Genomic DNA, 20,148 nt, shown 5'->3' on the forward strand with positions numbered 1-20,148 from the left:
GGTACGCGACCACGCGATCCACCAGGCCCCGCCGCAGGAACTCCCCGGCGAGCGTGGTCGAGGCTGCCCAGCCGGCCGCGGTGCGAGTGCACGAGCGCCAGCCCGGCCCGCACCCGGCGCAGTGCCAGGCCCCGCTTCCCGTGCGCGCCCGCCAGCTCGGCGGCGGCGAGATGCCGCATCAGCCGCACCTCCAACGACGCCCTCCGCGACCCCGCACCACCTCCCGACGCGGCGGCTGTTGCCTCGGGGAGGCGGCCGGCGGCGATCAGGGCCCTGAGCGAGACCAGCCGGGCCAGCTCGGCGTCGTCCGCCATGTCGAACGCCGCGAACCCCGCCGACAGCTCCGCCGCCCGCCTGGCGACCCGCCCCGCCGCGCCCGCCTCCTCGCCGCGCAGGCGCATGAGTGCCGCGCGCAGCGCCCACGCCGTACTCCCCCGGCGCCTGAAGTGCGTCTCCGCGCGCCGCGCCCGGGCGCGCGCCTCGGCGAGCCGGCCCGCGTCGAGCGCGCACTGCGCCCGGGCGAGCTCCGCCTCGGCGTAGTCCTGCATCAGGCGCTGCCTGCGGAACCCGTCGATGGCCCGGTCGAGCACGCGCCCCGCCTCGTCCGTCAGGCCGACCGCCAGCAGCGCCCTGGCGCGGTCGAGCGCGAGCACCGGGCGGAAGCCGGGGTTGACGTCCTCGTAGAGCCGGTCCACGCGGGCGAACACGGCCAGCGCCGCCGGCACGTCGCCGAGCAGCAGGTCGCAGTAGCCGTCGTTGTGCAGGGCCTTGGCGGCGATCACCTCGTGCCCGTGGGCGTGCGCGAGCTGCGCGCTGCGGCGCGCGTCGTCCCTGGCCAGGCGGATCCGGCCGGCCATGAGGTGGATGACCGACCGGTTGAGCAGCACCCTGGCCAGCTCGACCCGGTCGCCGTCGGCGAGCAGGGGCGCGGCGATGTCCAGCTCCCGGAGCGCCTCGGTGCCGGCGCCCATGCGCAGGTGCATCAGGCCGCGCTGGGCGTGCACGATGGCCAGCGCGGCCGGTGGCGCGCGGCGCTGGGCCCGGTCGAGCAGCTCCATCCCGAGCTCGGTCCGCCCCTGCTCGGCCTCGGCGTGCGCGAGGCTGGTGAGCACCCGGGCGACCAGGCCGTCAGAGCCGTCGCGGTCCTCGTCCGCGGAACCGACGGCGGTCGCCGATTCGAGCAGGGCGAGGGCCCGGCGGAGTCTGCGGGCGGCCAGGGCCGGGCGGCCGTTGTCGGTCGCCTCGACGCTGAGCCGGTGCAGGCGTTCCACTCGCTCCCGGAGCGACGCTGCACGCCCGCTGTCCCGCAATCGCGCCTCGCGGTGGTCAGAGAATGAGTGAGGGCGTCACCGCCAGTATCGTCGCCCGCGCCGGATCGTCCAGTCCCTGGCGCACCACGAGTTGCGACAGGCCACGCGGCACCGCGTCCAGGACGAAGCGGCCCTGGTCGTCGGCCCTGACCGTGCGCGGGCCCTCGCCGGTGCGCAGCTCGACCAGGTGGTCGCCCGGCGGCGCGAGCCAGCCGTCCACGCGTACGGCGTCCTCGTCCCGCGCGGTCACGCTGATCATGATCGTGAGAACCTCGCTGTCGAAGGTGATCGTACGGCTGTCCTCGCCGCCCCGGACGCCCGCCGGCAGCGGGGCCTCCTCCTGCGGGCGGAGGATCTCGAAGTCCGGCTCGGGGGATTCGAGGGCCAGGGCGAACTGCAGGCGTTCGACCAGCGTGGCGGGGACCGGGTCGACGGTGCGGTAGACGTCGGCGATGTCCTCGATGAGGAGCTGGTCCTCGGCGGTGAAGGGGGGAGGGTCGGTCCCGTCGGCCGGGTTCATCGGGGGCTCCAATCGGGGTCCTTCGCGAGCAGGCGGCGTAGCTTCGCGAAGCACCGGCCGCGCGTGGGTCCGATGCTGCCCATCGGCATGCCCAGAGCGGCGGCCACGGCGTCGTAGTGCGGACGAGGCACGAAGGCGATGATCCTGAGCAGCTCGGCGCACCGTTGGGGCAGGCTCTCGACGGCCTGCCAGAGCGCGCGCCGCCGTTCGTCGTGCACGAGGAGCTCGTCCGGCGTCAGCACGGGGTCGGGCAGCTCCTCGAACGCGTCGTCGCCCGGCAGGTCGTCCTTGCGCGAGGAGGCGCTGACCCGCCACGCCTCGCGCCGGGCGGTGGTGACGAGCCATTCGATCAGCGCGCCCGGCGCCGCGATGGTGTGCAGGTGGCGCAGCAGGATCAGCCAGGTCGTCTGGACGACGTCCTCGGCCGCCTGCGGACTGAGGCCCTGGTTCCTGGCGGTGTGCCAGAGCACGGGCGTGAGCTCGGCGACGATGGCGTCCAGCGCGCCGCTCTTGCCCTCCCTGGCCTCGACCAGCAGAGCGGCCAGCCGGTCGCGGCGCCGGCCGGGAGCGGGCGCGCGTTCGAGTGCGGGGTCGCCGGTCATCAGATGGGGACGATTTCCGGCCGTACGGCCTTGTCGTCGACCATCGCGTCGACGACCTGCCTGGCCCGCTGGACGGGATCGACGCCGACCTGGCCGAGGGTCTTGGTGAGCTCGGCGGCGATGGTGCCGGCGACGATCGGGGCGGCGAACGACGTACCGCTCCAGCCGCAGAACGGCCCCACGGCGTCGCAGTCGAGCGAGGCGCGCTCGCCCGTGGTGAGCATCGCGTTCTGGGCGCCCCTGAACTTCGGCGGGAACGTGCTGACCACCATCGCGCCCGGAGCGCGCCACCGGACGGCGGGGTGCTCGTTGCTGAAGATGGCGATCGTGCCGTCGGGGTTCTTGGCGGCGACGCCCAGCATGGGTGCCAGCGGCGGGCCGGGCACGGCCGTCTCGGACAGCGCGGCGAGGTAGAACGGCCTGGTCGTGGCGTAGTTGCCGGCGGCGTTGACCACGATGACGCCGCGCGCCCGAAGCTGGTTGACCTTGTCGAACAGCGCCTGCATGGCCGGGTCGCCCGCCTCGGAGAAGCCGCCGAAGGAGCAGCACAGCACGTCCACGGCGGTGCCGGAGGCCATGAGCGCCGGCAGCCGGTCGAGCGCCGCGTGCACGGCCTCGAGGGGGACCACGCCGTCGCTGTGCATGACCTTGTACATGAGCACGCGGGCGTCCGGTGCGATCTGCGCGATGAGGCCGGCGAGCATGAGGCCGTGCCCGGTGTGGGAGTTCAGCACGCCGACGAGCGGGTTGGGCAGCTCGCCGAGGTCCTCGTAGCCGACGAGCTTGGCGACGTCGCGGCCCTGGTAGGCGGGGTGGGAGTCCTCGATGAGCTGCTGCCCGGCCGGATCGACGGTGAGGAAGGCGTCGGGGTCGGTCACCGGCCTGAACCAGGGGTGCTCCGTCACGCCGGTGTCCAGCGTGACCACCGTGATCCTGCGCCCGCCGAGCTGGGCGAGCGGCCTGCGGCGCGGCGGCCCCGCCACCACGGTCACGGGCACGCGTCCGTACCCCGGCCGGGCGCTCGTCAGCGGCTCCTCGATCACGGCGTGGCCGCTGGTGGCGGGCTCGCCGCCCAAGCTGAGCGAGCCGATGCCGCTCGTGGCCGAGCCCACGAACAGGTGGTCCAGCGAGATCGTGGCGAGCACCGCCTTGAACGGCCACCCGTCGGACTCGGCGCGCAGCGCCCTGCGCACGACGCGGAGAGCGCGCCAGGCGTCGACGTCGATGTCGTGCGCCTCCTTCTGGATCTCCAGCACGCCGGGCAGCCAGACGGTCTCGCGCCCGTAATCCCGCTCGCGGGCGCGCCTGACGCTGACCGGCGACAGCTCCAGCTGGATCCCGGACAGCGCCCGGTTGATCCAGGAGACCACCTCGTCGGAGCGGAGCGCCTGCCCGGGGAGGAGCAGCACGTCCGAACGGTAGACCGTGGAGTCGGGGCGGCGCTCGCCCGGGTCGAGGGGGACGCCCCAGGGGTCGAGGATCCTGGCGCCGTGCCGGTCCAGGATCTCGCGGGGAAGCGTGATGCCCTGCCAGGGCGGCCCGAATCGTTCGGAGCCGCCCGATGCAGCTGGTTCGCGGATGTAGTCGATGCTCATCTCACCGTCTCCGTTCTTCCCTCTGTGGCGTACGAGAGCGGCGCCCCCGCCTCGATACGAGAGGTCGATAACGGAATGGTCACGATCCCGTCGGGTCGATCCCGCGGAGCATCATGCCCTGGCCCCGGGAGCGGTGGACGTCGTCGGCGGGCTGGTCCTCGGGGTCGCGGTACTGGATGAGCAGGGTCGTACGCGCCTCGTCCGCCCGGTTGACCCCGGACCCGTGCACGGTGAGATAGCTGAGGAACAGCACGTCCCCGGCCTCCGCCTCGACCGGGACCGCGGCCTCCAGCGGCCACTCCGCGAGCGGCAGGTGCCACCCGCCCGCCTCGAGGTGCGGCAGCGGCCCGTACCGGTGGCTGCCCGGTACGACGCGCACGCACCCCTTCTCCTCGGGCGCGGCGTCGAAGTGGAAGATCGCCGCGCCCATGGTGTGGCGGGTGTGCGGGAAGTGCGCGGCGTCCTGGTGCATGGGGAACGGCGAGCCCTTCTCGGCGGGCTTGACGAAGATCTTGGTGTGGTGGAGCTGCACGTTCTCCGAGCCCATCAGGGCCGCGGCGACGTCGGTGAAGCGCGGATCCACCATGAGCCGGGCGAAGGCGGCCGAGTGGAACTGCGCGTCGTGGCAGTGCCGCAGCTCGGTCCCCGCCCCGCCGATCTCCCGCGCGCTCCCCCACGTGGGGTCCGTCGGACGCAGCCGCGCGAGCACCGCGTGACACTCCTCCCGGTACGCCCGCGCCTCCGCCGCGCCGAGCAGCCCTTTGACCAGCAGGTAGCCGTTGTCCTGGTAGAACCGCACCATCGCCGAATCGGTCATCGCACTCTCCCGCGCGTCCGCCCCGTGCCGTCCCTCCGAGTGATTCCCACTCCTGCGGGTGCGCTCGCAGCCGTGGCCGCGCGGGTGCGGGAGACTGGTGGGGTGACCACCGAGAACGCCGATCGCCCCGGTCCGCCCGTGACCAGCCCCTCGATCGTCCTGCTCACACTGGCGCGCCGGATCGAGACCGAGCTGGCCGCCGCCCTGGCCCCGCTCGACCTCACGGTCAGCCGGCTGGGCCTGCTCGGTCACATATCCGGCGTGCCCGGGGTGTCGTTCAGCGAGCTGGCGCGGATGTCGGGGACGACGGTCCAGAGCGTGCACACCGCGGTGAAGGCGCTGGTCGCGGCGGGGCTGGCGCGCGACAGCACGGCCCGCGCCGGGTCGGCGTCGACGATCGAGCTGACGCCCGAGGGCGCGCGCCTGCTCGAGGCGGCCACGGGCGCGGTGTCCCGGGTGGACGACCTGCTGTTCGGGCCGGAGGCCGACCCGATCCAGCGCCAGATCGCCGACGCCGTCCACGCCGCCTTCGCGGGGGTCAGGCCGGTACGCGGGAGCGACGCCAGGCGTACGAGCTGACCGCGATGCCCGCCACCGTGACCACGGCGGCCACGACGTAGAGGGAGCGCAGCCCGAGCCCGCCGTCGATGACGCGCCCGCCGAGCCAGGCGGCGAACGCGGCGGCCAGCTGGTAGGCGGAGGCGTTCACCGCCATCGCCAGGGTGGGCGCCGCCGAGGCGGTGGCCAGCACGCGCGCCTGCATGCCGGGGATGACCGCGAACCCCGCCGCGCCCAGCACGAACACCATGACCGCCGTCACCGCCGTGCTGCCGCTCCCGGCCCACATGAGGACGAGCACCGCCGCGAGCACGCCCAGCAGCCCGAGCTGCGCGGCCATCGGCGCCCGGTCCGACAGCCGGCCGCCGAGGAGGTTGCCCACGGCCGCGCCCACCCCGTACACCAGCAGCAGGACCGCCACCGCGCCGCCGGCGAAGCCGGTGACGTCCGTGACCAGGGGCGCGAAGAAGGTGAACACCATGAGCAGCCCCGCGTTGCCCACGGCCGTGACCGCGATGGCGAGCCGCACGTCCCGGTCGCGGAAGACGCGCAGCTCGCTCACGGCCGAGCCCCCGCCGGACGGCTCGCGCACGTCCGGCACCAGCCGCGCGACCAGCGCGAACCCGGCCGCGCAGCACGCCGCGACCACCAGGAACGTGGCCTGCCAGCCGTGGGCGTTCCCGATGAACGTGCCGATCGGCGCGCCCAGGATCATCGACAGGTTCATGCCGAAGACGAGCTTGGAGACGGTGGACGCCTGCTTGCCCGGCGCGGCGGTGGAGACCGCGATGACGATCGCGTTGGCGAAGAACGTGGACGTCACCAGCGACGTGACGACCCTGGCCGCGAAGAGCACGCCGTACGCGGGGGCGAGCGCGGAGGCCAGGTTCCCGGCGATCGTGATCCCGAGCAGCACCAGGATGAGCGGCTTGCGCGGGAAGCGGGCGGTGAGGGCCGTCAGCACGGGCCCGCCGACGATCATCCCGATGGCGTACGCCGTCACCAGCAGCCCGGCGGCCGGGATCGAGACGGCCAGGTCGGTGGCGATGCCCGGGAGGATGCCGGCGATGACGAACTCGCCGGTCGTTATCCCGAACACGCACAACATCAGCGACGGCACACTGAGCCTCATCGATCTTCGCTCTCTTTCTTTACAGATCAGTACAGAACTAGGGCGGCAAAAAGGCCGCGGCTCCATGAACCGCGGCCAGGGCTGCTACAGGGCGGCGACGGCCCCGTCGACGACGTCGAGGAGGGCGGCCCGGTCGTCGGTGACCTTGGCGAGCACGCGCAGGCCGTAGTAGGCGCTCTGGAACGCCCGCGCCACCTGCCGCGGCGACCGGTCCGACGACAGCTCGCCCGTGCTCTGGCCGATCGCGACCAGCCGTTGAAGCGCCTGCTCCAGGTCGGTGAACTGCCGCCGCACCAGCCCCGCGACCGCCTCCGTGCGCCCGCCGGCCTCGGTGGCGGCGTTGAGCGCCAGGCAGCCGCGCCGGCCCGGGTCCGCCATGTCGGCGTCGATCACGCCGAGCATGAGGTCCCTGAGCCGCGCGCGCACCGACCCGGACTCGGCCAGCATCGCCAGCTGCGCCTCGGCCTTGGTCTCGGCGTAGCGGCGGATCGCCTCCTCGTAGAGGCGGTGCTTGCTGCCGAAGGCGTTGTAGAGGCTGCCGCGGCCGAGCCCGGTGCGCTCGCACAGGTCCTGGGTGGAGGTCGCCTCGTACCCCTTCTCCCAGAAGACCTCCATCGCGGCGTCGACGACCGCCCGATCACTGAACTCCCGTGGCCTGCCCATGGGAGGAGGTTAGCGGATTTTGTACAGACCAGTAAAGAACCGTCCGGGCTAGGGCGTGGTGGCGCAGAACTCGCCGCTCAGGGTGCTGACGCGCATGCATACCTCGTCTCCGCTGACCAGCACCACAGCGGGCCGGAAGTCCCCTTCGAGCGCCGTGCCGGAGGTGGACGTCGTGAGGGAGCCGGGGGTCAGGACATCGTTCACCATGAAGGTGAAGACGGCCGTGGCCGGCGCGGGCTGGATCTCGAACCAGTAGAAGCGGTCGCCGGGCACCCCGCGGACTTCCTGGCAGACAGGCGTTTCCGGCAGGCAGGTGATCGCCGCCTGAGCCGGAGGCGATCCCCCGAGCGAGAGGATCCCGGCGGCCACCGATACGGCGAGGGCGCGGAGCATGTTCGTCACCTTTTCTTCAGAGATCATCGAAGCCTTCCAGCCGATGATCTCTGAAGAGGAGGCGGCGGGCTACCGGGCGTCGATCCGCTGGCAGAGGCCGTAGACGAACCGGGCGCGATGGGTGGCGCCACCGTGGGCGAAGTCGACCGCCCAGTGGTGCGGGGCCTGGCCCTCCTGGTGGACGGCGCCGGGGAAGCTCGCGGCGACGTCGGCGACCACGCAGCTCCAGGGCGCCAGCTCGGCGAAGGACAGCGTCCTGGGGTCCCCGGGGCGGACGAACCACTGGTTCCACGTCTCGCCGCCGGGCCCGTACAGGACCTCGAACTCCAGGCCGGGCCAGGACGGCAGGGCCCAGCGGGACACGCCGCAGGTCAGGCTGCCCACGGCGGTCGTGCCCTCGTGCACGGGGCGGCCGAGCAGCGGCCGGAGCGTCTTCGGCGCCCTCGGCGAGTGGAGCATCCTCGTCCACTGGGCGTGCGCGGCCCGCAGCTCCGCCCTGGTCGCGCCCATGACCCGGAGCGCGTCCTCGACCCGCGCGGGGTTGAGATCGCGCATCCGGTGCATCAGGGACAGTTCAAACTGCCGCACGCCGAATCGCACACCCCCGTTTTACCTGCTCCCGGCGTTGCACGAGGCATCGGGCGGGTGCCCTTTCCTACCATCGGCGGGTGACCATGGCGCGTCCCGTCCCAGGCCCCGGCCGGCTGGCTCTGCTGGGGTTGCCCGCGTACCTCGTGCGGGGGGAGCACCTCCTCGACCGGGCCTTCGAACGCTACGGCGACGTGTTCGCGTTCTGGGCGCCGGGCATCAGGCGGGTCGCGCTCATGCGCGATCCCGCGCTGATCGGCGAGGTCATGACGGCGCCGCTGGACCCGTTCGAGGGCCGGCCCACGGCGGCGGCGTGGGGGCCGCGGTCGATCTTCGCGCAGCACGGGGCCGACCACCACCGGATGCGCAAGCTGGTGCTGCCCCTGCTGGGCGGCAGGGCGGTGCGGCGCCACCGCGAGATCGTGGCCGACGTGGCCGGGCGGACGGTGGACGGGTTCCCGGCCGGGATGCCGTTCGAGCTGCTGCCGCTGCTGTGGGAGGCGCTGCTGGAGATCGCGCTGCGCGCGCTGCTCGGGCTGGACCGGCGGCGCCTGGAGGTGTGGCGGCCGCTGGTGCGCGAGCTCCTGAACGTGGCGCTGACGGAGGAGCTCATGGTCCGTTTCGCGCTGCGCGGGCTGGGCGCCATCCGGCTCTGGCCGTCCGCGCAACGGCTCCGCGCCCGCTGCGTCCGGCTGGTCAGGGGCGAGATCGCCCGCCGCCACGACGGCGGCACCGGTGACGACGTCCTGAGCCTGCTGATGGCCTCGCGCACCGCCGAAGGGTGGCGGCTCAACGACGAGGCGCTGGTCGACCAGGTCCTGACCATGTTGCTGGCGGGGCACACCACGACCGCGCTGGGCGTGGCCTGGGCGGTCGAGCGGCTCGTACGGCACCCGTCCGCGCTCCACCGGCTGACCGCGGAGGCCCTGCACGGCGAGGACGACCGGTTCGCCACCGCGGTCGCCTGCGAGACGCTGCGCCTGCGGCCCTCGACCTCGACCGTGCCGCTGGGCGTGGCGCGCGAGCGGCTCACGTTCGGCGGCTACCGGGTCGAACCCGGCACCAACCTGCTGGTGGCGCTGCGGGCGCTGCACCACCATCCCCGGCACTTCGCCGACCCGTCGGCCTTCCGGCCCGAACGGTTCCTGGAGGGACGTCCCGCCCCGTACAGCTGGCTGCCGTTCGGGACCGGGCCGCACGTGTGCGTGGGCAAGCACTTCGCGCTGCTGCAGATCTCGACGTTCCTGCACGTCGTGACCCGCCGCGTGATCCTCTCCGCCGCCGATCCGCGCGACGAGGGGATGAACCGCGTCGCCATCACCCACCAGCCCGACCGGGGCTGCACGGTGATCGCGGTGCCCCGCGGCCCGATCACCCCGCGGCCTTCCGGGGGCCGGCCCGATGCCTGACACCCGCCGATCACCCCACGACCCTTCGACGGCCGGCCCGATGCCTGACACCCGCCCGCCGATCACCCTGCACCACGCCCGGCTCCGCGCCGCCTCGCACGGGCCGGACCAGCCGCCGCCCGATCCTTGGGTTGTCGTGGCCCAGCCCGATCCCGAGGTGATCGTGGCCCGCGCGGGCGAGCGGATCGAGCGGCTGCGCGAGGCGTGGCGCGAGCTCCGCTACGAACGGTTCCTCCCGGAGGCGTGGCAGGCCCAGCTCCACCGGTTCGCGACCGCCCTCGACGAGCTGGCCCGCCCCGGCCGCCTGGGCGCCGTCGTCCTCGATCTGCTGCGGGAACACGGGCTCGCGGAGCCCGAGCCGGACGGCCGGTGGCGGCTGACCGGTCCGGCCAGGCCGTACGAGCTGACCCGGAGCCTGCTGCTGCGACACCCGGCCTTCGTCACGGAGGTCGCTCTGAACAGCCGCATGTACCACCACCTGCCGGCGGTCCTGCGCGGCGAACGGGACCCGCTGGAGTTGCTGAGCCGCGACGGCGGCGGCGAGCTGACCCGCCAGCTCTACGACATCGCCCCGCTCTGCCGCTTCGCCAACCAGGTGGCCGGCGCGCTGCTCGACGAGATCGTGGCCGCCTGGCCGCCGGACCGGCCGCTCCGGGTGCTGGAGGTCGGCGCGGGCACGGGCGGCACGACGGCGGCGCTCCTGCCGCGCCTGCCGTCCGATCGCACCCGCTACACCTTCACCGACGTCTGGCCGTTCTTCTGCACCGCGGCCCGCCGCCGCTTCGCCGCCCACGACTTCCTCGACTACCGGCAGCTCGACCTGAACGCCGACCCCGCTGCCCAGGGCTTCGCGGCGGGCGGCTATGACGTGGTGGTCGCCGCCAACGCCCTGCACACCGCGCGGGACCTGGCCCCTGCCCTGCGCCGGATCGGGCGCCTGCTCGCTCCCGGCGGTCACCTGCTGGCCGTCGAGACCCACGATCCGCGTCTGCTGATCGGCACCTTCGGCCTGCTGGAGAGCTTCTGGCAGGTCGACGACCGCGACCTGCGCCCGCACGGCCTGCTGCTGTCCCGCGACCGGTGGCCGTCGCTGTTGCGCGAGTGCGGGTTCGCCCAGGTGGTGCAGACCGGCGACGACCGGCCGCCTGCCCGGGACGGCTTCTCCGTCATGCTGGCCTCCCACCCCCCGAGTACCGAGGCTCGGCGACAACCGTTGCCCGCGCCTGCCACCGAAGCTGGGCGCCCACCGCTTCCCCCGCCTACCACCGAAACGGGGCACCCGCCGCTTCTCACTTCTACCACCGAAGCCCGGCGGCGGCTGCTGCCCGCGGCTGCCGGCGACACCCGATGGGTCGTCGCCGCGGAGACGGACTCCGAGCTGCCGCTCGCCGACGCGGTCGCCCGGTTGCTGACCTCCGGCATCGAGGGCGAGGCGACGAGCGACCAGGCCGTGGCGGCGTCGGCCCCGGCTGGGGCGGCGGGCGGTGAGGCCGTGGCGGTGCTCGCGGATGGGGATCCGGCTCGCTGGCGCGAGTGGGTGTGCGGCAGCGGGCCACCGAGCGGGCCATCGAGCGGGCCGGAGAGCGGGTGGGTGTGCGGTGGTGGGCCGGGGAGCGGGCGGGTGTGCGTCGTGTTCGTGCTGGCCGAGCATGGTGAATGCGCCGGCACCGATGACGAGCCGCGTCTGAGGGTGGAGCAGGCCGTCGCGCGGATGGGGGTGCTGCGAGCCGTCGTGACCGCGTGCGACGAGCTGCCACCGGCCGTCGAGCGCACCCTGTACGTGGTGACGCGGCCCAGCGGCGCGTTGCCCGCTCCGGAGCTGCCTCTCGTGCCCGCCGACGCGGCGATCTGGGGAGCCGCCCGCGCCATCGCCAACGACCGGCCCGGCCTGCGCCTGCCCAGGATCAGCCTGCACCGCGAGGGGACGGTCGCCGTGGACGCCCGCCGGCTGGCCCGCGAGCTGCTGGCCGCCTCCGGGGAGAGCGAGGTCGCGTTGACCCCGGGTGGCCGCTTCGTCGCCCGGGAGGTGCCGTACGAGGGGGTCGGCGACCGGGTGCGGCACTACGTCCTGGACCTCGGCCGGTCGGGCCGGCGCGGAGAGCCCGCCTGGACGGAGGCCGACCCTCCACCACCACCCGGCCCCGGCACGGTCACCGTCGAGGTCCGGGCCGTCGGCCTGCCCGATCGCCCGCTCCCGCCCGCCGTTGATTCCCGGGCTGCTTGGGATGCCGGTGATGCCCGGGAGGCCGGGGGCGCCGGGAACCCTTGGGACGGGAGCGCCGGAAGCCCTGGGGACACGGGTCCCGGAGACACGGGTCCCGGAGACACGGGTCCCGGAGACACGGGTCCCGGAGACGCGCGCCCTGGAGACGCGCGCCCTGGAAACGGGGATCCCGGAGACGGGAGTCCTCGGGACGCCAGGGACGTCAGCGAGCCCGGGTGGGCGTTCGCCGGGGTGGTCAGGGCGGTCGGGACTGGTGTGCGTGATGTCGGGGCCGGTCGGCGGGTGGTCGGGGTGGCGGCGGGCGTGCCGGCCTCCCACCTGCTCGCCGACGCCCGGCTCGTCGGCGCGATCCCCCACGGCATGAGCTTCGCCGAGGCCGCCACCCTGCCGATCCCGTTCATCGCCCTCGCCCGCCACGAGGCACGCGGCGGCGCCACGGCGCTCGGGCTGGCGGCGCTGCAGGACGCGTGGCACCGGGGGACACCGATCGCCGCCACCGCGAGGACGGCGGCCCAACGCGAGCTCCTGCACGGCCTTGGCGTGCCGGAGGCGCTCGACGGCCCGCACCCCGGGAACGGCGCGCCCAAGACGCCCGACAGCCCGCACCCCAGGAACGGCGCGCCCGAGGTGCCCAACGGCCCGCACCCCGGGGACGGCGAGCCGGGGCAGGGGGTCGAGCTCGAGGTGTTCCGTGAGGTCATGGAGCGCGTCCACGCGGGTGTTCACCGCCCGCTCCCGCACACCCTCTATCCCGCCGCCCGGGTCCGGGAGGCGGTCGCGTCCATGCGGCACGACCGGCACCTCGGCGCGGTCGTGCTCTCCTTCGATCCCCTGGACGGCCCGGTCCCGGTCAGGACGCGGCCCGGACGGCTCAGGCCTGATCCCGGAGGCACGTACCTCGTGGTGGGTGGCGTGGGCGGGTTCGGGGCCGCGGCCGCGTACCGGCTGGCGGAGCGGGGCGCCCGGCACTTCGCGCTGGTCTCGCGCCGGGGCGGCGACGCGCCGGAGGCGGCCGCCACGGTGGCCGGGCTCCGGTCTCGGCGCGCGCGGGCGTCCGTCCACGCCGCCGACGTCACCGACCCGGCCGCGATGGCGTCGGTGCTCAAGGAGATCGACGCCGGGGAGCAGCCCCTGCGCGGCGTGGTGCACGCCGCGATGGAGCCGGACTCGGGCGACCTGTTGCGCCTGGAGGCCGCGCGGCTGGCCCGCGTGCTGGGCTGCAAGATGGCCGGCGCCCTGGTGCTGGAACGGCTCACCGAGGGGCGGGAGCTGGACCTGTTCTGGCTGTTCTCCTCGGTCAGCGGCACGTACGGAGGCACGCGCCAGTCCGCGTACGCGGCCGCCAACGTCTTCCTCGACGCCCTGGCCCGGCGGCGGCGCGCCCGTGGCCTGCCCGGGCACGCCACCGCGTGGGGCACGATCGGCGACGCCGGGTTCGTCGCCCGCCACGGCATCGCGGAGGTGTTCGGCCGCAACGGCTTCCTGCCCATGACGTCCGGGGAGGCGCTGACGGCGGCCGAGGGCCTCATCGCGGCGGGCGTCGAGGCCGGCGCCGTGTCCCGCTACGACTGGGCCCGCTGCCGGGCCGCCCTCAAGGCCGGAGCGGACGTCGCGACCCGGCTCCGCCCGCTGATCGACTAGTCCAGGGCCGTTCTTGACCGGACACGAGGACTCCGGCGCCGCCCCGGCCTCCCGCGCGGCGACATGCTGGGACCCCCGACAGACCCCCGACGGAGAGGCGAGGACTCTTGTCCGAGGAAGACATCCTGCGGCTCGTACGCCAGTACTGCGCCGAGATCTACGTCGTCGACCCGGCGGCCGTCACCCCGCAGACGACGTTCGTGGACGATCTCGAGTCCGACAGCATGAGCGTGCTCGAACTGCGGGCGGCGCTGGGCGGCCACGGGCTGGACATCGACCCCTCCGACTTCACGATGGAGATGACGGTCGGCGACGTCGCCCGGCTGGCGCACCGTTCGTACCTCGCGCGGCGAACGGCCGGTTAGCCCGGTCATGCGAGCTGCTGGGACCGTACCGCTGACCGGGTCGGACCGGCTCTTTCTCGGCGAGGTCGGCTCGGCCCGAGACCACCGGCTGCACATCGCCCTCGCGGCGCGGATGCCCGGCCCGGCCCCCGACTCCTGGGAGTTGCGGCGGCGGGTCGCCGAGGCGGCCGCGCGGGCGCCGGTCCTGACCTACCGGCTGGCCCGCGAGGGGTGGGAGCCGGATCCCGCCTTCGACCCGGCCTGCCACGTCGTGGAGTACCGGGTGGCGCCGGGCCGTGACGTGGGCGCGGCCGTGGTGGACGCCGTCAGGGAGAACCGGCTGCTGCCCGAGCACCCGCTGTGGAGCCTGATGGTCGTGCACGGGTACGCCGCGGACGAGCACATCCTGTGCTACCGCGTGCACCACGCCTTCCAGGACGGCGTGGGGGCGGCCCGGATCGCGACGCGGGCCGTGCTGCTGGGCAGGACCGTCCCGGCGCCCGATCCGAACGTGGCGGTGCGGGCGCCGGCCAGGGCCCGGATGCGGCTGCTCGCCACGGCGGCCCGGCTGGCGGCCCCGTCGGCGCGGCTCAGACCGCCTCCGGGCAGGTCGGGGGCGGGCGCGCGGACGTTCTTCCTGCGGCTCGACCTCGCCGCCTTCCGCGAGATCGCCGCCGCGACCGGCGCGAGCGTCCCGCAGGTCGGCCTGGCCGTGCTGGCCGGCGCCCTGCGGGCCTGGAACCCGGCCCACTGGCGGAAGGCGGGCCGCCGGGGCACGACCGTCTCCTTCCCGCTCAACCTGAACGGCCGCCTGCGCGACGGTGGCCTGGGCAACGGCGCGACCACCATGCCGGTCGACCTGCCCTGCGCCGAGCCTGCGACGCGCGAGCGGCTGCGCGGGGTCATGGAGCAGACGAGCTTCGAGCGGATGGCCGTCTACCGGCGCGACCGCTATCCCGTCAGGGCCCCGGCGGTGGTGTTCCGGCTGCTCAGGTGGCTCGTGCCGAAGGCGTTCCCGGGCCGGATGACGGTGAGCGTCATCGGGGTGAACCTGCCCCTGGACGGCTGCTTCGCCGTCCCGCCCACGTACGACACCGGTGGAGGGGCCGTGTCGATGGTCTACAGCGACACGACCGTGGTCGTCTCCTGCGTCCTGTCCGCCGCGCTCGCGCACGGCGACCGGCTCCCGCGCCTGATGGAGGAGGCCCTCGAGGAGCTGCGGCGGGAGGTCGCCCAGTGATCCGGCCCAGTGATCCGGCCCAGTGATCCGACGGGTCAGCAGGCGCGCAGGCGCAGGAGGGCGCTGGCGTAGGCGCCTTTGGGGGTCAGGGGCGGCAGGCCGCGGGACATCAGTACCGCGCCGTGGTGCACCGCGCCGGTGTCCTCGTCCCGGTAGCGGCCGTCCGGGTCGAGCCCGGCCAGGCGGAGAGGGGCGATCGGCGTGCCGAACGCGACGGGCCCGTGCCAGGCGAGCACCACCACTCGGTCCCCGTGCACGTACTGCACCCCGTACGGAAGCCGCCACAACCGCCCGAACTGCACGACGGGCCGGATGTCCTTGTAGACGGCCACCAGCTCGGCCGCCTCCGACAGCTCGGCCTCGCTCCAGCGGGCGAGGTCGCCGCCGAGCCCGAGCGCCCCGGCCATGGCCACGTGGAAGCGGAAGCGGAGCGGGACGGCCCGCCCGGTGAGCGGGTTCGGGCTGTCGGTGACCCAGGCGGCCATGGCCCGGGCCGGGTACACCTGGCTGAATCCGCGCTGGATCGCGATGCGGTCGTGGGCGTCGGTGTTGTCGGAGGTCCACACCTGGTCGGTGCGGGCCAGGATGCCCAGGTCGGTACGGCCGCCGCCGCCCGCACACGCCTCGAGGCGCAGGTGCGGGTGGTCGGCGCGGAGCCGGTCCATGATCGAGTAGACGGCCCTGACATGGTCGATCCAGAGCCGGTCCTGGTCCGGGTCGCCGGGCCGGCCCGCCTCGGTGAAGGCGCGGTTGAAGTCCCACTTCAGGAAGTCGACGGCGTGCTCGGAGACCAGCTTGTGCAGCCATTTGTGCGCCCAGTCGGCGACGTCGGGCCGGGCGAAGTTCAGCACGAGCTGGTTGCGCAGCAGGGTGCGGGAGCGGCCCGGCATGTGCAGGACCCAGTCGGGGTTGGCGCGGTAGAGGTCGCTGTCGGGGTTGACCATCTCGGGCTCGACCCACAGGCCGAAGCGCATGCCGAGCCGGTGCACCTCGTCGATGAGCGGGCTCAGCCCGTCGGGGAAGCGCTCCTCGTTGACCCACCAGTCGCCGAGCCCCGCGCTGTCGCCGGTGCGCCCGCCGAACCACGCGTCGTCCATCACGAACAGCTCCGCGCCCGCCCGGGCGGCCAGCCGCGCGAGGTCGCGCTGGTTGGCCTCGTTCACGTCGAACCCGACGGCCTCCCAGGCGTTGTAGACGACCGGGCGCGGCTCGTCCGGCCGGGGCAGCACGTGCCTGGCGATGTGGTCGTGCCAGCGCCGGCTGGCCTCGCCGTACCCGTCGGGCGCGTACACGCCGGCGAACACCGGCGTCACCCACTCCTCGCCCGGCTCCAGCCGCCAGGTGAGGCCCTCGTGGCCGAACCCGCCGGTCCAGCTCGCCCGCCCGGAGGGCGTGCGGGTGAGCGTGACGCGCCAGCTCCCGCTCCAGGCCAGGGCGCAGCTCCACACCTCGCCGTGCCGCTCGCCCGCGTCGCCGCCGTCGATCATGAGCCAGGGGTTCGCGTGGTGGCTGGTCACCCCGCGCCTGCTGGTCAGCGTCGTCTCCCCCACGGCCAGCTCGGTACGGCCCAGCGCGTGCTCCGAGCTCCAGCCGCCCGTGACGTGGCTGAGCCGGTAGCCCTCCAGCGCCGGAACGCTCCAGGCCGCCGAGTCGCACCGCAGCACGGTCACCGGCACCCGCGGCCGCAGCACGGTCCAGCGCTCGATCACGTCGCTGTCCTCGTGCACCCGGTAGTGCAGCTCGACCAGGAGCGGATGGCGGCGGTCGGAGAAGCGCAGCGTCAGGTGGCCCCCGTCAATGTCATGGCCGTCGTGCCGCCACTCGATCCCCCGGTCGCCGCCCGGGAGGACGACCTGCAGCGACGGCGTCTCGAACCGCGCGCCCACCTCGGAGACCAGCTCCTCCTCGCCCGCCGTGCTGTCGAAGCTGCTGGCCCCGGACGCGGCCGAGCTGGGGAGGCTGGCGGCCTGCTCGGCGGTCAGCGCGGGGCCCCAGTGCAGGCAGCGGGGGGCGTCGTCGTCCGCGAGGGCCACGACGTAGCTCGTGCCCGGGGTACGCAGCAGCCACCTGCGGCTGGAGGCGTCGAAAGTCACCGATCGCATGCCCCGGAGCCTAGGCACGACCCCGCTCGAATTCAATTCTTGACGAAGTTAATTACTGCTACTATCGCACTCATGCACCCTCGGCTCACCTCGACCCCCGCGGCGGCGACCGTGTTCACCATGGTGCTGACGCAGGGGCCGGTCTCCCGGGTGGAGATCGCCAAGCGGAGCGGGCTGTCGTCCGCCGCCGTCACCAAGGCCGCCCGGCCGTTCATCGAGGCGGGCTACCTGGAGGAGCTGGAGGCCACCGAGCGTACGGCGCCGGGTGCGGGCCGCCCGGCCAGCCCGCTCTCCATCAGGCCGGAGCGGGAGTTCTTCTGCGGGGTGAAGATCACTCACGAGGAGCTCATCGGCGTGGTCACCGACCTGCGCGCGCAGCCGCTGGTCTCGGCGCACCGCCCGCTGGCCACGACGTCGGCCGAAGGGGTGGTCTCGGCGCTGGCCGAGCTGGTCGCCGAGCTGCTGGCCACCGACCCGGCCTACGGCGAGCGCTGCCACGCGCTGGGCCTGGCCGTGTCGGGCGACGTCGACAAGGCCCACGGGGTGGTGCGCTACTCCCCTTTCCTGCAGTGGCACCAGGTGCCGCTGGCGCGGCTGGCCGCCGAGGCCACGGGCCTGGTCGTCACGATCGACAACGACGTCAAGTCGCTCACCGTGGCCGAGCAGTGGTTCGGCGACGGGGTGGGCACGTCGTCGTTCGCCCTGGTCACGGTGGGGGTGGGGATAGGGTGCGGGCTGGTGGTCAACGACCGGGTGGTGGCCGGCGCGCACGGGGTGGCCGGGGAGATCGGCCACATCCCCGTCGGGGGTGACGAGCCCGAGTGCCACTGCGGCGGGCGCGGCTGCGTCGAGGCCATCGCCGGCACGGCGCCCCTGCTGGCGGCGGCGCGCGCGGCGTCCGGCGACGCGTCGCTGACCGTGGAAGCGGCCATCGACGCCGCCCACGCGGGCGATCCGGCGGTGCGCGAGGTGTTCGCCCGCGCGGGGCACGCCATCGGGCTGGCCATGGCCGCGATGGCCAACCTGTTCGGGCCGGAGCGGATCATCGTGACCGGGGACGTGCCGGGGCTGGCCTCGTACGGGCTGTTCGAGGAGCAGCTCAACCGGTCGTTCGCGGCCCAGGCGTTCGGCGCGGCCGCCGACTGCCGCCTGCTGCTGCGCCCGCGATCGTTCGAGCAGTGGGCCCGCGGCGCCGCCGCGGTCGCCATCCAGCAGCACTTCGCCCTCGAGCCATGAACAGGGAGACCGAGTGACCGCAGCGCCCGGCATTTGGCAGCCGCACGATCGAGCGTTCGAGCAGCCGGAGGAGGTGCGGATCGAGGCCGCGGGGCTCGCGTTCGAGTGCTCGGCGGCGGCCGTGCTCACCTGCACGGCCGCCGAGCCGTCCCCGGGCGTCCTGGAGCTGCGCGTCGTCCCCGACCGGACCGCGGACGTGCGGGTGGCCTGGCGGGTGCCGTGCGTGGACGCGACCGCGTTCTGGGCTGCCGACGGCGGCGAGCACCGGGGGCTGCCGCCGTTCTGGCGCCGTCCCCGCGTGGCGGCGCTGGAGAAGAACGCGCCCGTCGGCTGCCTGGTGGGCGCCGGTGACGTGGCGCTGTGCGCCTACGCCGCGGGCGAGGTGGTCAGGCCCGTGCGGACGCGTACCGGGGTGGTGGAGGAGACCGGCGAGTTCGGGTTCTGGGTGGAGCACGAGGCCGAGCCGGACACGGGGCTCGTGCTGCGGCTCGACCTCACCCGGCGGCACTTCGCGACCACGCTGGCGGAGGTGGCGGACTGGTGGCGCGCGCTGCACGGACCGGTCGCCGACGTGCCGCGGGCGGCGCGGATGCCCGCGTACTCGACCTGGTACGCCATGCAGCAGCACGTCAGCGCCGAGAGCGTGGAGCGGCAGGCGGGGCCGGCGGCCGAGCTGGGCTGCGAGGCGATCATCGTGGACGACGGCTGGCACAGCGACGACCGGGGGCGCGGGTACGGCTATGTCGGCGAGTGGGAACCATCCCCCACCACATTCCCTGATATTTCGGGACACGTGGCCAAGGTGCGGGGTGAGGGACTGGCCTACCTGCTCTGGTACGCCCTGCCGTTCGTCGGCCGCCACACGGCGCTCTGGGAGCAGGTGCGGGGGTACACGCTGGCGTACAAGGAGCACATGAACGCCGCCGTCGTCGACCCCCGCTACCCGCGCGTCCGCGACCTGATCGCCGGCCACCTCACCCGGGCGGTCACGGAGTGGGGCATGGACGGCCTCAAGATCGACTTCATCGACCAGTTCGCCGTGGAGGACCCGCCCGAGCCCGGCCCCGAGGCCGACTGCCGGACGGTGAACGAGGGCGTGCGCCGGCTCCTGGCGCAGCTGCCGCGCGACTGCCTGGTCGAGCTGCGGCAGCCGTACGTGAGCCCGGGTCTGTGGCCGTACGCCACGATGGTGCGCGCCTCCGACTGCCCGCTCAGCCCGGCGCACAACCGGCAGCGCACGGTGGACCTGCGGCTGATCGCGGGACCCCTGGCCGTGCACGCGGACATGCTGATGTGGCACCCGGACGAGCGGCCCGAGCACGTCGCCACGCAGCTCGTCAACGTGCTCTTCTCGGTGCCGCAGATCTCGGTGGACCTGACCGCGCAGACGCCTGAGCAGCGCGAGGTGCTGCGGTTCTGGCTGGGCTTCTTCCGGGAGCACGCCGAGGTGCTGCAGCGCGGCTCCTTCGAGCCCGCGCGGCCCGACCTGGGCTACCCGCAGGTCACGGCCCGCTCGGGCGACACGGTGATCACGGCCCGGTACGCGCCGATGCCGGTGGCCGCGCCCGCCACCGGCACGCTCTGGCTGGCCAACGGCGACGCCTCCACCGACGTGCTGCTGCGGGTGCCCGACTCGGGTACGGCCCACGCCACGATCCTCGACTGCCGCGGCCGCACCGTCACCGAGGGCAACCTGCCCCTGCGCCCGGGCATCGCCCAGGTCAACGTCCCCGAGGGGGGCCTGCTCCGCCTGACCCGCTAGCGGTCAGGTTGC

17 protein-coding genes are annotated in these 20,148 nt (G+C 74.3%); 7 read left to right on the forward strand and 10 right to left on the reverse strand.

The window, feature by feature from the left end:
• From ACWEPL_RS55670 to ACWEPL_RS55690, 5 genes are all read right to left on the reverse strand, one after another.
• The coding region (locus ACWEPL_RS55670) for a hypothetical protein (RefSeq protein ID WP_452441378.1) at nucleotides 1-1,271 on the reverse strand (1,271 nt) is incomplete at its 3' end.
• Between the two features lie 55 nt (nucleotides 1,272-1,326).
• The gene (locus ACWEPL_RS55675) at nucleotides 1,327-1,830 is read right to left on the reverse strand and encodes a hypothetical protein (protein WP_452441379.1); all 504 of its coding nucleotides are present in this window, start codon (nucleotides 1,828-1,830) and stop codon (nucleotides 1,327-1,329) included.
• Complete coding sequence (locus ACWEPL_RS55680; RefSeq protein WP_452441380.1) at nucleotides 1,827-2,432, reverse strand: RNA polymerase sigma factor; 606 nt, start codon at nucleotides 2,430-2,432, stop codon at nucleotides 1,827-1,829. Before ACWEPL_RS55680 ends, ACWEPL_RS55675 begins: the two co-directional genes overlap by 4 nt.
• Nucleotides 2,432-4,027, reverse strand: a complete 1,596-nt coding sequence (locus tag ACWEPL_RS55685; RefSeq protein WP_452441382.1) for a S8 family peptidase — start codon at nucleotides 4,025-4,027, stop codon at nucleotides 2,432-2,434. Before ACWEPL_RS55685 ends, ACWEPL_RS55680 begins: the two co-directional genes overlap by 1 nt.
• Nucleotides 4,028-4,106: 79 nt before the next feature.
• Nucleotides 4,107-4,844: a phytanoyl-CoA dioxygenase family protein gene (locus ACWEPL_RS55690; protein WP_350727721.1), complete on the reverse strand. Its 738-nt coding sequence runs from the start codon at nucleotides 4,842-4,844 to the stop codon at nucleotides 4,107-4,109.
• A 102-nt stretch (nucleotides 4,845-4,946) separates the two neighbouring features.
• Here ACWEPL_RS55690 and ACWEPL_RS55695 point away from each other — a divergent pair, with 102 nt between their 5' ends.
• Entirely contained in the window at nucleotides 4,947-5,423 is a 477-nt protein-coding gene (locus ACWEPL_RS55695; protein ID WP_355195699.1) for a MarR family winged helix-turn-helix transcriptional regulator, read from the forward strand.
• Here the strand turns inward: ACWEPL_RS55695 and ACWEPL_RS55700 are convergent.
• The 4 genes from ACWEPL_RS55700 to ACWEPL_RS55715 form a co-directional block, all read right to left on the reverse strand.
• Nucleotides 5,383-6,534: an MFS transporter gene (locus tag ACWEPL_RS55700; protein WP_452441384.1), complete on the reverse strand. Its 1,152-nt coding sequence runs from the start codon at nucleotides 6,532-6,534 to the stop codon at nucleotides 5,383-5,385. The two genes, ACWEPL_RS55695 and ACWEPL_RS55700, sit on opposite strands and share 41 nt — an antisense overlap.
• Nucleotides 6,535-6,618: 84 nt before the next feature.
• A complete protein-coding gene (locus ACWEPL_RS55705; RefSeq protein ID WP_452441385.1) occupies nucleotides 6,619-7,197 on the reverse strand; it encodes a TetR/AcrR family transcriptional regulator in 579 nt (192 codons plus the stop codon).
• 48 nt (nucleotides 7,198-7,245) lie between these two features.
• Nucleotides 7,246-7,617 (reverse strand): hypothetical protein, encoded by a 372-nt coding sequence (locus ACWEPL_RS55710; RefSeq protein ID WP_363974699.1) that lies wholly within the window; start codon nucleotides 7,615-7,617, stop codon nucleotides 7,246-7,248.
• Nucleotides 7,618-7,659: 42 nt separating this feature from the next.
• Entirely contained in the window at nucleotides 7,660-8,178 is a 519-nt protein-coding gene (locus ACWEPL_RS55715) for a hypothetical protein (protein ID WP_452441387.1), read from the reverse strand.
• A gap of 86 nt (nucleotides 8,179-8,264) precedes the next feature.
• Between ACWEPL_RS55715 and ACWEPL_RS55720 the strand changes: the two genes are divergently transcribed.
• From ACWEPL_RS55720 to ACWEPL_RS55735, 4 genes are all read left to right on the forward strand, one after another.
• Nucleotides 8,265-9,587, forward strand: a complete 1,323-nt coding sequence (locus ACWEPL_RS55720) for a cytochrome P450 (RefSeq protein WP_452441397.1) — start codon at nucleotides 8,265-8,267, stop codon at nucleotides 9,585-9,587.
• Between the two features lie 40 nt (nucleotides 9,588-9,627).
• A complete protein-coding gene (locus ACWEPL_RS55725) occupies nucleotides 9,628-13,452 on the forward strand; it encodes an SDR family NAD(P)-dependent oxidoreductase (RefSeq protein WP_452441388.1) in 3,825 nt (1,274 codons plus the stop codon).
• Between the two features lie 107 nt (nucleotides 13,453-13,559).
• Entirely contained in the window at nucleotides 13,560-13,817 is a 258-nt protein-coding gene (locus ACWEPL_RS55730) for an acyl carrier protein (RefSeq protein WP_350727714.1), read from the forward strand.
• Between the two features lie 7 nt (nucleotides 13,818-13,824).
• The gene (locus ACWEPL_RS55735) at nucleotides 13,825-15,036 is read left to right on the forward strand and encodes a wax ester/triacylglycerol synthase domain-containing protein (protein ID WP_452441389.1); all 1,212 of its coding nucleotides are present in this window, start codon (nucleotides 13,825-13,827) and stop codon (nucleotides 15,034-15,036) included.
• Between the two features lie 35 nt (nucleotides 15,037-15,071).
• Here ACWEPL_RS55735 and ACWEPL_RS55740 read toward each other — a convergent pair whose 3' ends face one another.
• On the reverse strand, nucleotides 15,072-17,138 hold the full coding sequence (locus ACWEPL_RS55740) for an alpha-galactosidase (protein ID WP_452441390.1): 2,067 nt from the start codon (nucleotides 17,136-17,138) through the stop codon (nucleotides 15,072-15,074).
• A gap of 72 nt (nucleotides 17,139-17,210) precedes the next feature.
• Between ACWEPL_RS55740 and ACWEPL_RS55745 the strand changes: the two genes are divergently transcribed.
• Entirely contained in the window at nucleotides 17,211-18,374 is a 1,164-nt protein-coding gene (locus ACWEPL_RS55745; protein WP_452441391.1) for an ROK family protein, read from the forward strand.
• 13 nt (nucleotides 18,375-18,387) lie between these two features.
• A complete protein-coding gene (locus tag ACWEPL_RS55750; RefSeq protein ID WP_452441392.1) occupies nucleotides 18,388-20,136 on the forward strand; it encodes a glycoside hydrolase family 36 protein in 1,749 nt (582 codons plus the stop codon).
• The last annotated feature ends 12 nt before the right edge of the window (nucleotides 20,137-20,148 follow it).

This window comes from Nonomuraea sp. NPDC004186, from assembly GCF_053603495.1.

What these genes read in the sequence shown, in the direction of transcription:
- ACWEPL_RS55675 (WP_452441379.1), bottom strand. Translation starts at nt 1,830, where the DNA reads ATGAACCCGGCCGACGGGACCGACCCTCCCCCCTTCACCGCCGAGGAC.
- ACWEPL_RS55680 (WP_452441380.1), bottom strand. Translation starts at nt 2,432, where the DNA reads ATGACCGGCGACCCCGCACTCGAACGCGCGCCCGCTCCCGGCCGGCGC.
- ACWEPL_RS55685 (WP_452441382.1), bottom strand. Translation starts at nt 4,027, where the DNA reads ATGAGCATCGACTACATCCGCGAACCAGCTGCATCGGGCGGCTCCGAA.
- ACWEPL_RS55690 (WP_350727721.1), bottom strand. Translation starts at nt 4,844, where the DNA reads ATGACCGATTCGGCGATGGTGCGGTTCTACCAGGACAACGGCTACCTG.
- ACWEPL_RS55700 (WP_452441384.1), bottom strand. Translation starts at nt 6,534, where the DNA reads ATGAGGCTCAGTGTGCCGTCGCTGATGTTGTGCGTGTTCGGGATAACG.
- ACWEPL_RS55705 (WP_452441385.1), bottom strand. Translation starts at nt 7,197, where the DNA reads ATGGGCAGGCCACGGGAGTTCAGTGATCGGGCGGTCGTCGACGCCGCG.
- ACWEPL_RS55710 (WP_363974699.1), bottom strand. Translation starts at nt 7,617, where the DNA reads ATGATCTCTGAAGAAAAGGTGACGAACATGCTCCGCGCCCTCGCCGTA.
- ACWEPL_RS55720 (WP_452441397.1), top strand. Translation starts at nt 8,265, where the DNA reads ATGGCGCGTCCCGTCCCAGGCCCCGGCCGGCTGGCTCTGCTGGGGTTG.
- ACWEPL_RS55725 (WP_452441388.1), top strand. Translation starts at nt 9,628, where the DNA reads ATGCCTGACACCCGCCCGCCGATCACCCTGCACCACGCCCGGCTCCGC.
- ACWEPL_RS55735 (WP_452441389.1), top strand. Translation starts at nt 13,825, where the DNA reads ATGCGAGCTGCTGGGACCGTACCGCTGACCGGGTCGGACCGGCTCTTT.
- ACWEPL_RS55740 (WP_452441390.1), bottom strand. Translation starts at nt 17,138, where the DNA reads ATGCGATCGGTGACTTTCGACGCCTCCAGCCGCAGGTGGCTGCTGCGT.
- ACWEPL_RS55745 (WP_452441391.1), top strand. Translation starts at nt 17,211, where the DNA reads ATGCACCCTCGGCTCACCTCGACCCCCGCGGCGGCGACCGTGTTCACC.